The sequence below is a fragment of the Aureimonas sp. Leaf324 genome (assembly GCF_001423245.1).
GTDB lineage: Bacteria > Pseudomonadota > Alphaproteobacteria > Rhizobiales > Rhizobiaceae > Aureimonas.
This window is the reverse complement of the sequence record NZ_LMOH01000001.1, coordinates 408,289-420,303: the sequence shown is the minus strand read 5'-3', so window position 1 is coordinate 420,303 and position 12,015 is coordinate 408,289. Positions and strand designations below refer to the sequence as shown.

Annotated in this window: 15 protein-coding genes; 1 reads left to right on the top strand and 14 read right to left on the bottom strand. The window is 66.4% G+C overall.

Annotated features, from left to right (window positions below):
• Window positions 1-3: 3 nt before the first annotated feature.
• From ASF65_RS02025 to ASF65_RS02005, 5 genes are all read right to left on the bottom strand, one after another.
• On the bottom strand, window positions 4-345 hold the full coding sequence (locus ASF65_RS02025) for an integration host factor subunit alpha (RefSeq protein WP_055884353.1): 342 nt from the start codon (window positions 343-345) through the stop codon (window positions 4-6).
• Window positions 346-451: 106 nt separating this feature from the next.
• Window positions 452-1,417 carry a beta-ketoacyl-ACP synthase III gene (locus ASF65_RS02020; protein ID WP_055885021.1) on the bottom strand — a complete coding sequence of 322 codons (966 nt, stop codon included), beginning with the start codon at window positions 1,415-1,417 and terminating at the stop codon, window positions 452-454.
• A gap of 2 nt (window positions 1,418-1,419) precedes the next feature.
• Window positions 1,420-2,505 (bottom strand): phosphate acyltransferase PlsX, encoded by a 1,086-nt coding sequence (gene plsX / locus ASF65_RS02015; RefSeq protein ID WP_082505110.1) that lies wholly within the window; start codon window positions 2,503-2,505, stop codon window positions 1,420-1,422.
• A 60-nt stretch (window positions 2,506-2,565) separates the two neighbouring features.
• Window positions 2,566-3,126, bottom strand: a complete 561-nt coding sequence (locus ASF65_RS02010; RefSeq protein ID WP_055884347.1) for a DUF177 domain-containing protein — start codon at window positions 3,124-3,126, stop codon at window positions 2,566-2,568.
• Window positions 3,123-3,671, bottom strand: a complete 549-nt coding sequence (locus ASF65_RS02005; RefSeq protein WP_055884343.1) for a ubiquinol-cytochrome C chaperone family protein — start codon at window positions 3,669-3,671, stop codon at window positions 3,123-3,125. The genes ASF65_RS02010 and ASF65_RS02005 overlap by 4 nt, the downstream gene beginning before the upstream one ends.
• Window positions 3,672-3,900: 229 nt before the next feature.
• Between ASF65_RS02005 and ASF65_RS02000 the strand changes: the two genes are divergently transcribed.
• Window positions 3,901-4,353, top strand: coding sequence for an outer membrane protein assembly factor BamE (locus tag ASF65_RS02000; protein ID WP_200939993.1), 453 nt, complete (start codon window positions 3,901-3,903; stop codon window positions 4,351-4,353).
• A gap of 69 nt (window positions 4,354-4,422) precedes the next feature.
• On the opposite strand, the gene nusB is transcribed toward ASF65_RS02000, so the two are convergent.
• The 9 genes from nusB to ASF65_RS01955 form a co-directional block, all read right to left on the bottom strand.
• Complete coding sequence (gene nusB, locus ASF65_RS01995; protein WP_055884341.1) at window positions 4,423-4,923, bottom strand: transcription antitermination factor NusB; 501 nt, start codon at window positions 4,921-4,923, stop codon at window positions 4,423-4,425.
• Between the two features lies 1 nt (window position 4,924).
• Window positions 4,925-5,371 carry a 6,7-dimethyl-8-ribityllumazine synthase gene (locus tag ASF65_RS01990; RefSeq protein WP_055884337.1) on the bottom strand — a complete coding sequence of 149 codons (447 nt, stop codon included), beginning with the start codon at window positions 5,369-5,371 and terminating at the stop codon, window positions 4,925-4,927.
• A 104-nt stretch (window positions 5,372-5,475) separates the two neighbouring features.
• Window positions 5,476-6,090 carry a riboflavin synthase gene (locus ASF65_RS01985; RefSeq protein ID WP_055884334.1) on the bottom strand — a complete coding sequence of 205 codons (615 nt, stop codon included), beginning with the start codon at window positions 6,088-6,090 and terminating at the stop codon, window positions 5,476-5,478.
• A complete protein-coding gene (gene ribD, locus ASF65_RS01980; protein ID WP_280137606.1) occupies window positions 6,036-7,205 on the bottom strand; it encodes a bifunctional diaminohydroxyphosphoribosylaminopyrimidine deaminase/5-amino-6-(5-phosphoribosylamino)uracil reductase RibD in 1,170 nt (389 codons plus the stop codon). The genes ASF65_RS01985 and ribD overlap by 55 nt, the downstream gene beginning before the upstream one ends.
• Window positions 7,198-7,677: a transcriptional regulator NrdR gene (gene nrdR, locus ASF65_RS01975; protein ID WP_055884328.1), complete on the bottom strand. Its 480-nt coding sequence runs from the start codon at window positions 7,675-7,677 to the stop codon at window positions 7,198-7,200. The genes ribD and nrdR overlap by 8 nt, the downstream gene beginning before the upstream one ends.
• A gap of 9 nt (window positions 7,678-7,686) precedes the next feature.
• A complete protein-coding gene (glyA, locus tag ASF65_RS01970) occupies window positions 7,687-9,006 on the bottom strand; it encodes a serine hydroxymethyltransferase (protein ID WP_055884325.1) in 1,320 nt (439 codons plus the stop codon).
• 146 nt (window positions 9,007-9,152) lie between these two features.
• Window positions 9,153-10,481 (bottom strand): L,D-transpeptidase family protein, encoded by a 1,329-nt coding sequence (locus tag ASF65_RS01965; RefSeq protein WP_055884322.1) that lies wholly within the window; start codon window positions 10,479-10,481, stop codon window positions 9,153-9,155.
• Between the two features lie 289 nt (window positions 10,482-10,770).
• Window positions 10,771-11,283, bottom strand: coding sequence for a MarR family winged helix-turn-helix transcriptional regulator (locus ASF65_RS01960; RefSeq protein ID WP_055885014.1), 513 nt, complete (start codon window positions 11,281-11,283; stop codon window positions 10,771-10,773).
• A gap of 177 nt (window positions 11,284-11,460) precedes the next feature.
• On the bottom strand, window positions 11,461-11,889 hold the full coding sequence (locus ASF65_RS01955; protein WP_055885012.1) for a DUF6163 family protein: 429 nt from the start codon (window positions 11,887-11,889) through the stop codon (window positions 11,461-11,463).
• Window positions 11,890-12,015: the final 126 nt, after the last annotated feature.

The window sequence follows — 12,015 nt, the reverse complement described above, 5'->3', positions numbered from 1 at the left end:
CCTTCATTCCGCGGCCTTCAGAGCTGGCTCTTCGCTCGGACCGCGCGCTTCGTGCGCCTCGAGGATCCGGTCCTTCATCACGTTCGACGGCTTGAAGACGGCGACCCGGCGCGGCGAGATCGGCACCTCTTCGCCGGTCTTGGGATTGCGTCCGACCCGCTCGTTCTTGGCTCGAACCAGAAACGAGCCGAAGGAGGAAATCTTGACCGCCTCCCCGCGAGCGATCGTGGTGCAGATCTCCTCCAGGATCGACTCGACCAGATAGGCCGACTCGGATCGGGAAAGACCGATCTTGCGGAAAACCGCCTCGGCGAGATCGGCCCGCGTCACCGTCCTGTCTCCCATGCAAAACCCCTGCTGAAACCGAACCGGAACCCCCGCCCCGAGCGACGACGCGCTTCGGCTAGGCCTCGGAAAATACCGAAAAGGAAGGGTGAATCAAGCGCGCCCGTCACCAGCGGACGACGACGGCGCCCCAGGTGAAGCCGCCGCCCATCGCCTCGAGAAGCACGATGTCGCCTGCCGAAATTCGCCCGTCGCGCACCGCGACGTCGATCGCCAGCGGAATCGAAGCCGCCGACGTGTTGCCGTGTCGGTCGACCGTGATCACGACCTTTTCGATGGGGATGCCGAGCTTTTTCGCCGACGCCTCGATGATGCGTCGGTTCGCCTGATGCGGCACGAACCAGTCGATCTCGGCCGCCGAAAGCGACAGTGCCTGAAGCGAATCCTCGACGACGTCGGTGATCATGCCGACCGCATGCTTGAAGACCTCGCGACCCTCCATCCGCAGATGGCCGATCGTGCCCGTGGACGACGGACCCCCATCCACGAACAGCTTGTCGCCGTGAGACCCATCCGCCCGGAGGCGCGCGATCAGCACGCCGGGGTCGCTGACCTCTCCCTCTTCACGCTCGAGGACGATCGCGCCCGCACCGTCGCCAAAGAGAACGCACGTGGTTCGATCCGACCAGTCGACGATCCGGCTGAACGTTTCCGCCCCGATCACGAGCGCCCGGCGTGCCATGCCGGCCTTCAGATAGAGGTCGGCCGTGGTCATCGCGTAGACGAAGCCGCTGCAGACGGCCTGTATGTCGAACGCGAACCCCTTGGTAATGCCGAGCCGGCGCTGCACCTGCGTCGACGACGCCGGGAACGTGTTGTCGGGGGTGGCTGTCGCCAGGATCACGAGGTCGATATCGTCGGGCACGAGGCCCGCCGCCTCGAGCGCCCTGCGCGCCGCTGCCTCGCCGAGCGAGACCGTGGTCTCACCCTCTCCCGCGATGTAGCGCTGCTTGATGCCCGTCCGCTGCTGGATCCACTCGTCGCTGGTCTCGACGCGCGCCTCGAGATCCTGGTTGGTCACGACCTGACGGGGCAGCGCGGAGCCGGTGCCGCGGACGACCGAGCGAAACATGGTCATGGCGCGACCTCTTCCGAACCGGCCGCCTCGGGTTCGAGCGGCACCGAAACCTCGTTCGCATAGACCCGGCCGAGATCGCTCTCGATCTTGGCGAGCAGGCCGTTGGCGGCCATGGCGTAGGCGACATCGATGGCCGCAGCCGTGCCTTCAGCGTCCGAGCCGCCGTGGCTCTTGATGACGACGCCGTTCAGCCCCAGGAAAACGCCGCCGTTGACCTTGCGAGGGTCCATCTTGTCGCGCAGCCGGTCGAAGGCACTCTTGGCAAGGAGATACCCGAGCTTGGCCATCCAGGTCCGCGTCATGGCGGCGCGAAGGTACGAGCCGATCTGTCGAGCGGTGCCCTCGGCGGTCTTCAGCGCGATATTGCCGGTGAAGCCTTCGGTCACCACGACGTCGACGGTGCCCTTGCCGAGGTCCGTGCCCTCCACGAAGCCGCGATAGTCGAGCCCGTCGATCGGCGTCTCCTTCATCAGGCGACCGGCTTCGCGGATATCCTCCTGACCCTTCACCTCCTCGACGCCGATGTTGAGGAGGCCGACAGTCGGGCGGTCGATCTGGAACAGGGCGCGCGACATGGCCGCGCCCATCACCGAGAAGTCGATCAGCTGCTGCGAGTCGGCTCCGATCGTGGCGCCGACATCGAGAACGATGCTTTCGCCCCGAAGCGTCGGCCAGATGGCGGCGATCGCGGGACGCTCGATGTTGGCCATGGTGCGCAGGCAGAACTTCGCCATCGCCATGAGAGCGCCCGTGTTGCCGGCCGACACCGCGACATCCGCTTCGCCGGTCTTCACCGCCTCGATCGCCTTCCACATGGAAGACTTGTAGCGACCCTGCCGGAGAGCCTGCGACGGCTTGTCATCCATGCGGATCGAGACGTCGCAGTGATGGAAGGTCGACCGCTGGCGGAGCTTCGGCAAACCGTCGAGCACCGGGCGCACGACCTCTTCCTGCCCGAACAGCACGAAGCGCATGTCGGGGTGGCGCTCCAGCGCCGTCTGCGCTCCGGCCAGGACGACGGCGGGACCGTGGTCGCCGCCCATCGCGTCGAGGGCGATCGTAATGGTGCTTTTCGACAACAAAGAGTACCTGCCTTCAGAAGTATGCGATGCCCGTATCGGCTTGGCCGACGCCGTCAGCCGTCAGCCGTCTGCCGGCTTCAGGCGTCCGAGCGCGGCGAAGGGCGAGACCTTGCCGCCGGACGGGTCGGGGTCCGTATCGAGTTCGGAGAATTCGGCACCGGGCGCCTTGGGATAGGGGTCGAGCGACAGGCCGACAAGCTCTTCGATTAAGGGGCCGAGATCGATCGTGTCGCCGCGGAAGGTTTCGGGGATGTCGGCCCCCTCGGGGTCGAGATGCAACTCGCCGTCGCTTTCCGGCTCGATGCGGGCGAGCTTCGAAGTCTCCGGGACGAAGATGAGATCGACCGCCTCGTCGACGATCTCGCGGACGGGATCGAGCGTCACGACGCAGGCCTGCTCCAGGGCGCCCTTGATTCGGCCTTCGACGATCACACCATCGCGCTTCCACCGGCGAACGAGAAGATCCGCCGCGAGCTCGTTCACAGCCAGAATGCCCAGTCGCGCGGCGATCCCGGCACGCTCCTCGGCGTTCGGTTCGAGGTGCAGCGGCATTCCCGCCTGCGGGAGGCGGGCGACATGGACGACGAGGCTCAAGGGTGCCTTCGGATCGGCCTTCTTCATGCGGTCTCCGTCTTCGGCGGTTCCAGGAGGCGCCCGGCCAGAATCTGCTCGTTGGTCAGAGCAGCGTAGCGAGCCTGTTGCTGGATCATATGGTGCGCCAAGGCTGAGGCCGCATCAGGGCGGCCGCCGACGGCTTCCGACAGGACCGTCCGCGCCAGCGCGTCGGCGAGACTTGCGGCGTCGCCCTCGGCCATCGCCGGCTGGCAATCGCGCACGCGTGTGTAGAAGCGGGCCGCGAACTTACGCATGCGCTTCGGCACGGCGAGGTAGCTGATGCCGATCTCGCGCATGGAGTGGTCGATGTCGGTCATGAACCGGTCGACCAGATCCTGCGACAGGGCCTTCAGGTCCGGCTCGATCGATATCCGGTTGAGGACGGCGATCATCTCCAGCGACAAGGCTTCGAACCGCCCTTCCAGCGTATCGGGCAGCCCCCCCTCGGTGAAGCGGACGGGATCGCGCGCGGCGGCGACGACCTGTTCCCATAGCTGATCGACGATCCGCCGGTTGAGGCGATCCCGTCGGAAACGGGCCAGAATTCCCACGTCGTTTTCCCCTGTTTCGGATGCCCGGTTCGCACGCATGCGGCTGGATTGCAACGGTTGGCAGGTTGCTTTACCAAGTCGCAACCTTCAGGGCGGCGTCGGTGCCTCACTTTCCGACCAATCCGCACCTACGGAACGCAAAACCGATTCCCTCGGGAGGAGTAGCATCCGCGTGATCGAGATCCATCGTCCGTTGCGCCGCGTGGTCTTGGCGACCAGCGTCGGCGCCATGATCGTTCTGGCAGGCTGCCAGACGGCGGAAGTCTACAATCAGGGTTACATCGTCGACGAGCAGGCGCTGGCGCAGGTTCCCGTCGGCTCGAGCCGCGACCAGGTCCTGCTGGCGCTGGGCTCCCCCTCCACCACCGCGACGTTCGACAACGAGGTGTTCTACTACATCTCGCAGAAGCGCGTGCGCCCCGTAGCCTTCATGAAGCCGCGCCTCGTCGAGCAGCGCATCCTGGCGGTCTATTTCGGACCCGACAATACCGTGCGTAAGATCGCGAACTACGGGCTGCAGGACGGCAGGGTGTTCGACTTCATCTCGCGCACGACGCCGACCGGCGGTCGCGACTCCAGCTTCCTCGGCTCGATCCTGTCCGACGACGGTCCGGGCGCCGGCAACATCCTCGACACGATGGGCGGGATGGGCCGCTCCGGCGGCGTTTCGGCCGGACGCTGATCGATCTCACGAAAAAGGCCGGCGAAGCCGGCCTTTTCTTTGCGTGTCGCTTCGTCGAAGACAGGGACCTCAGTCCCCTTCCTTCGGATCCTGTCCCCGGCCCTCGCCGCGCGAACGCCGGGCGACACGATCGAGCACCGCGTTGACGAGACGCGACTCGTCTTCCTCGTAGAAAGCCTTCGCGATATCGACATACTCGCTCACGATCACCGCGACCGGCACGTCCTTGCGGGCTGTGACCTCGTAGGTGCCGGCGCGCAGGATCGCCCGAAGCGTGGTGTCGAGCCGCGCCAGCGGCCAGTCCGTCGTAAGCGACGAGTGGATGAGCGGGTCGATGAACGTCTGTCCGCGCACGACGCCCGAGACGATGTCGCGGAACCACGCGGCGTCGGCCTCGCGATAGGTGTCGCCGTCGACCTCCTGGCCCAGCCGGAACGCCTCGTATTCGGCGACCGTCTCGAGAAGGCCGGTCCCGCCGACATCCATCTGATAGAGGGCCTGGACAGCCGCGAGGCGGGCGGCACCGCGCTTGTTGGCGGGACGGAAATTGCGGAGCGCTGCGTCGGCCATGTCAGGCTCCGAGACGCTTGCGGATGGCGATCATGGCGAGCGCGGCCGCGGCGGCGTCGCCGCCCTTGTTCTTGCGATCCGGCATCGCCCGCTCCAGCGCCTGTTCCTCGTTCTCGACCGTCAGAATCCCGTTGCCGATCGCCAGACCTTCGTGAACCGAGAGGTCCATCAGCGCCCGGCAGGACTCGTTGGCGACGATGTCGAAATGATAGGTCTCGCCGCGGATCACGCAACCCAGTGCGATGAAGCCGTCGTATTCGGTCGCGCCCTCGTCCGCGCCGCTCAGCGCGAAGCCCACCACCGCCGGGATTTCCAACGCGCCGGGAACGGTGACGACGTCGTAGGTGGCGCCTGCCGCATCGAGATGGGCCTTGGCCCCCGCCAGCTGATGGTCCGCGATGTGATCGTAGAACCGGGCCTCGATGATGAGCAGATGCGGAGCGGACATGGCAGCTTTCCAAAACGGGACGGCACGCGATTCAACGACGCGCGAAGCGCCGGGTCATGCGAAGCCAACGAACGGGAACAAGTGGGCGCGGTCGGCCTTCCGAATTACTCGGCCTGTCCGGGCCCGAACAGACGCTCCGCATAGCGTGCAATCTGATCGACCTCAAGGTTCACATGGTCCCCCTCGCCCTTTTCGCCCCATGTCGTCACCTCCAGCGAGTGGCGGATCAGGAGAACGTCGAAGCGGTGACCCGAAACGCCGTTCACGGTGAGCGAGGTCCCGTCGAGGCAGACCGACCCCTTCGGGGCGATGTAGCGCGACAGTTCCGGCGGCGCTTCGAGGGTGAAGCGGACGGCCTCGCCCTCGTCCTTGCGCGACACGATGCGCGCCTGTCCGTCGACATGGCCGGACACGAGATGCCCGCCGAGTTCGTCGCCGAGCTTCAGCGCCCGCTCGAGATTGATGCGGCTTCCGTCCGTCCACTGCCCGGCGGTGGTCAGGCGCAACGCCTCCTCCCAGGCCTCGACCTCGAACCACGCCGCGTCGGCGCTCGGCTCCGGCAGTCGCGTCACGGTCAGGCAGACGCCGGAACAGGCGATGGAGGCGCCGATCAGGATCGTCGCCGGATCGTAGACGGTCTCGATCCGAAACCGACGACCGGCGCTCAAGGGTTGGACGCTGGCGACGCGTCCGACGTCGGAGACGATTCCGGTGAACATGGCTCGATCCTTTCCCATTCGCTCCAGTCGTCGTCGCCGAACCGCTCGCGGCGGGCAAGACGGAAATTCTTCGGGTCGAGGACGCCGTCCGGCGCCGCCACCCCGCCGGCACCGATCTCGAGCGGCGAGCGGATGACGACGATCCGGTCCACGAGTTCGGCATCAAGGAACGCCGCGGCCAGCACCGGACCGCCTTCGACCATCAGCGTCTGCACGCCCGCAGACGGCATAGCGTGGAGAAGACGACGCAGGTCGTCCCGATCGTATCCGGACAGACGAAGCAGACGGCAACCGGCGCGACGATAGGGCACCGCTTCCGGACCATCGGGGTTTCGGGTCGACGCGATGAGCGTCGGGACGGATCGGGCCGTCTGCACCAATCGGGCGTCGAGCGGCAGACGAAGCTGGGGATCGACGACGATCCGGATGGGCGATCGCCCGGAAAGGCCCGGCAGACGACAGGTGAGGAGCGGATCGTCGGCCACGGCCGTGCCGACGCCGACCATGATCGCGTCGGACCTCGCCCGCAGAAGGTGAACCTGACGGTTGGCGATCCGCCCGCTGATGCCGATCCGCTCGGCCCCCAGCCGACCAACGAACCCATCGCGCGAGACCGCCATCTTCAGCGTCACGAACGGACGGCCGAAGCGCAGGCGCTGGAGGAAACCCTCGAACGGACGGGTCACGATCCCCGCGCCGCTCAGGCATCGCACCTCGATGCCCGCCGCGCGCAGGATCTCGACGCCGCGCCCGTTCACCCGCGGATCGGGATCGGGCGCCCCGATCACGACGCGGGCGACACCGGCTTCGACCAAGGCGTCGGCGCAGGGACTCGTGCGCCCGTGATGAGCGCAGGGCTCCAGCGTCACGTAAGCGGTCGATCCGCGCGCCTCCGCTCCCGCGTCGGCCAGCGCCATACGCTCTGCATGCGGACGTCCGCCCCATGCGGTGACGCCGCGGCCGACGATGCGGGCATCGGCACCGTGCCCTTGCACGAGCAAAGCGCCGACCGACGGGTTCTCGGCCGTCAGCCCGAAGTGGCGCAGCGAGAGCCGCCGAGCGGCGGCCATGAAGCGCTCGTCGTCGGTCCTCTGCCGGTCAGTTCGATCAGCCACGGTCTTCCGTCTGGGTTCCCGGCGCGGCAGTCAGTTCGCTGATGATCGACTCGAAATCGCGCGCTTCGCGGAAGTCGCGATACACCGAGGCGAAGCGAACGAAGGCGACGTCGTCGAAGCCGCGCAGGGCTTCCATCACGAGACGGCCGATGGCCTCGGAGGGAATGTCGGACTCGCCGGTCGATTCCAGCTGGCGCACGATGCCGGAGATCATCCGCTCCACCCTCTCCTCCTCAACCGGCCGCTTGCGCAGCGCGGTGTGGATGGATCGGGCGAGCTTGTCGCGCTCGAAGGGAACGCGGCGTCCCGACTTCTTGACCACCATGAGGTCGCGAAGCTGCACGCGTTCGAAGGTCGTGAATCGCCCGCTGCAGTCGGGGCAGATCCGGCGCCGGCGGATGGCCCCGCCGTCCTCGGCGGGGCGCGAATCCTTCACCTGGCTGTCCGGCGACCCGCAGTAGGGGCAACGCATGCAGCTGGATCAGCCGAGATTGGCGTAGATCGGGAAGCGACCGGTGAGTTCCAGCACCTTCTCCTTGACACGCGCCTCGGTGGCCGCGTTGCCCTCGTCGGAGTTCGAGGACTTCAGACCGTCGAGAACTTCGACGATCAGGCGTCCGACCTGACGGAACTCTTCCGTGCCGAAACCGCGGGTCGTCGCAGCCGGAGTGCCGACGCGGATGCCCGAGGTGATCGCCGGCTTCTCCGGATCGTTCGGCACGCCGTTCTTGTTGCAGGTGATGCCGGCGCGGCCGAGTGCGATCTCCGTCGCCTTGCCGGTCAGCATCTTCGGGCGCAGGTCCACCAGCATCAGGTGCGTGTCGGTGCCATCCGAGACGATGTCGAGGCCGCCTTCGCGAAGCGTCTCGGCCAGCACCTTGGCGTTGTCGGCGACCGCTTTGATGTAGGAGCGGTAGCCCGGCTGGAGCGCCTCGCCGAAGGCCACGGCCTTGCCGGCGATGACATGCATCAGCGGGCCGCCCTGCAGGCCCGGGAAGATCGCCGAGTTGATCTTCTTGGCGATGTCCTCGTCGTTGGTGAGGATCAGGCCGCCGCGCGGGCCGCGCAGGGTCTTGTGCGTCGTCGAGGTCGCGACGTGCGCGTGCGGAAACGGGCTCGGATGCTGACCACCGGCCACGAGACCGGCGAAGTGCGCCATGTCGACCCAGAGATAGGCGCCGACCGCATCGGCGATCGCACGGAAGCGCGCGAAGTCGATGATGCGCGAGTAGGCCGAGCCGCCCGCGACGATGATCTCCGGCTTGTGCTCGTGCGCCAGACGCTCCACGGCGTCGTAGTCGATGAGGCCCGTCGACAGGTCGAGGCCGTACTGCACGGCGTTGAACCAGCGGCCCGACAGGTTGGGCTTGGCGCCATGCGTCAGATGGCCGCCCGCATCGAGGCTCATGCCGAGGATCGTCGCGCCGGGCTTCGTCAGCGCGAGAAGAACGCCCTGGTTCGCCTGGCTGCCGGAGTTGGGCTGGACGTTCGCGAAGCCGCAGCCGAACAGCGCCTTGGCGCGGTCGATCGCCAGCTGCTCGACGACGTCCACGAACTCGCAGCCGCCGTAGTAGCGACGGCCCGGATAGCCTTCGGCGTACTTGTTGGTGAGGACCGAACCCTGCGCTTCGAGAACCGCGCGCGAGACGATGTTCTCGGAGGCGATCAGCTCGATCTCGTGCTGCTGGCGGTGCAGCTCGTCGCGCATCGCGCCGAAGAGGTCGGCGTCGACGGCGGCGATGCCATCGGTGAAGAAGCCACTGTGAGCGGTCGTCGTGTCGAGAACGTGAGCATGCGACATGACCGGTTTCTCCTCGCGTCGGCGGCGCTCGGGGCCGCGATTGGGCGGCGCCTTAACACGTTCCCGCCCGGGGCGCCACCGAAGGGAACGAAACGGGAAAGGGCCCGGCGTCGCCGCCGGGCCCTTTCGACATCACTTCGCGCCGATCAGTACGGCAGGTCGGCGTAGGCCTGCTCGCCCTGCGCATAGGCCGTCGGACGCGCGTCGGTCATGACGAGCTGGTCCGCTCCGTCGCGGGCGTAGATGTCGTCGCGGAACTGAACCACGTTCGGGTCCGTCGCCCAGGCCGTCAGGTAGGTGAAGTGCAGCGGCACCGGGTTCGTGAAGTTCACGTCCTGGCGCGTGCGGGCGGCGATCGTCTTCTCGATCGCGGCGCGGTCCCAGCCGGGCGTATCGCGAGCCAGCCAGACGATCAGGTCGCGGACGTTCTGAACGCGCACGCAGCCCGACGACTCGAAGCGCATCAGCTGCGAGAAGACGCTCTGCTGCGGCGTGTCGTGCATGTAGACCGAATACGGGTTCGGGAAGTTGATCTTCACCGACGACATCGCGTTCATCTTGCCGGGGTTCTGGCGAAAGAGGTACTTCACCGCCTCGTCCGTCTGCCAGTTGATCGTCTCCGGCGGGACGACGCTGCCGTCCGCCGCGTAGATGATGATGTCGTTGCGCTGCAGATAGGTCGGATCCTTCTGCATCAGCGGGATGATGTCCTTGCGGACGATCGACGCCGGCGCGTGCCAGTACGGGTTGAGGTTGAGATTGGTGATCTTCGAATCGAGGATCGGCGTCTGACGGTCGATCTTGCCGACCACCGCCGTGTGGCGCTGCACGACACGGCCGTTCTCCACCGCCTCGATCGAGGCCGCGGGGATGTTGACCATCACGAAGCGACCGGGATCGAGCTGAATGGCCGAAAGCCGCTGGATGTTGGTGTTCAGCTGCGCATGGCGCACGTCCGCTGGCACGTTGAGCGCCTTGAACGTGTATTCGCCGACCGACCCGTCCGCAGGCAGACCGTGGCGGGCCTGGAAGCGCTTCACCGCGGCATCGACATAGGTATCGAAGGCCTGCGAAGCCCCCGCCGAACGGTCGAGATCACCCGAGGCGACGAGACGCTCGCGCAGGTAGGGAACGGCCGCGTTCTGGACGCCGAGTTCCAGCTTGCTGCTGTCGGGCACCCGCTGCCAGCCGCCGGCCATGGCGATCTGCTGATACTGGCCGACGGCCTGCTGCATCGCCTGCAGCGTGTTCTGCGAAAAGACCGGCTGGTTGGACGCGACGTTGCGAACGCTCGCCTGGCGCGTGTCGAACTGATCGTTCCAGCCGCCCCGGTTCGGTGCCGCCAGAACGCCTTCCAGCGCCGATTGCGCGCGCGCGGCGCCGGCAAAGGCCCCTGCCCCCAGCACGGTCGCGGCACCCGCCACGAAACGCCGGCGGCTCATGCGGATGGATCGGTTGTCTGCGCCCTCAGTCATTCTCGAACCCCTTGGCAAGTCTTGCCCACTTGCGCCGCAACATAGGGGCGGCTTGGTAAACCAAAGCGTAACGGGCAATCACGGAAGCGAGTGGACGCGTGCGCCCGTCGCGTGAGGGGTCGAAAGGCCATCGGAATGCGGCGAAAAGGGGGACTGGACGCCCCCAAGTTCCGGTCGCGTCGCGACTTTCGGATGCTGTGTTGCAAAAAGCCCCACGAGCGGAACGACGCTCGCGGGGCTTGGGAGGACCGCGCACTGGAGGACGCGCGATCAGCCGATAAGGATGGGTCTAGAGGCGATACATGATCGAATCGTTCCAGAACCGGTCGAGGCGCTGCAAAGACTTGTTGAGCTTCTGGAACTCGCCCTCGTCGAGCCCGCCGACCTTGTCGATCGATCCGATATGGCGGTCGTAGAGTTCGGCGACGATCTCGGCGACCTCGATGCCCGACTTCGTCAGCGACACGCGAACGGCGCGGCGGTCGACGCGGGAGCGCTGGTGATCGATGAAGCCGAGCTCGACAAGCTTCTTCAGGTTGTAGGAGACGTTGGAGCCGAGATAGAAGCCGCGGGTCCGCAGCTCGCCAGCCGTCAGCACCGAGTCGCCGATGTTAAAGAGGAGCAGCGCTTGAACCGCGTTGATGTCGGTCCGGCCGGCGCGGTCGAATTCGTCCTTGATGACGTCGAGCAGGCGGCGGTGCAGACGCTCCACCAGTTGCAGCGTCTCCAGGTAAAGCATCTTCAGCTCGGGCTTGTCTTCCTTCACAAGCTCTGCAGGGCGCTTGGCGACCGTATTCTTCATGATCGATCCCACTGTTGCTTCCCGAGGTTCTTCATGACCTCGTCTTGTCCTGCAACTTAGGGGCTGCGTCTAAAATTCGTTTTAAAACGCAGGCTTAACGCGAGGTTTAAACATTCAGAGCGCTTTCGTGCTGAACGCGAGGTGAACATCGCGCACCGAATGCAACGCGTTTCAGTCTCAGCGGTCGCCGCGCAGGCGCCGGTGACGCTCGACCGCGCCGACGATCCGAAGCGCCGCAAGGAGCGCCAGCCCGAAGGCGTGGCCGCCCAGCAGCAGCGGGTCGGTTCCGAAAAGGTGCGGGAACCCCAGCCGCATCACGCCCTCGCAGGCGGCGACGAGAATCCAGATCACGCCGCCCCACGAAGCCGCCAGCCAGAGCCCGGTGCCAGCCACGGGATAGAGCACCGCCAGAGACGGACAGGCGATGCGCCACCAGACCGGCATGAGATCGAACCGCCAAAGCGGCCCGTCGAAGACGCCGATCAGACGGATCCAGTAGACAAGGCCCATGCCGAACATGGCGAGACCCGCGATCCGGCAGAGCCAGACGATCAGCGTGCGGTTGATTGTCTCGTCGCGGTCCCGGTCGAAAATCTCCAGCGTCATGAATGCCGCAACGGGGCGCCGGTGCGGCAAGGCGCGAACGCGGTAATCGAAGGGGTCATGCGGGGTCCTGACTGAAGCTCGCGCAGGACCTTCAAAGGATGCCGCGCGAGGGACAAAGGCTATGCA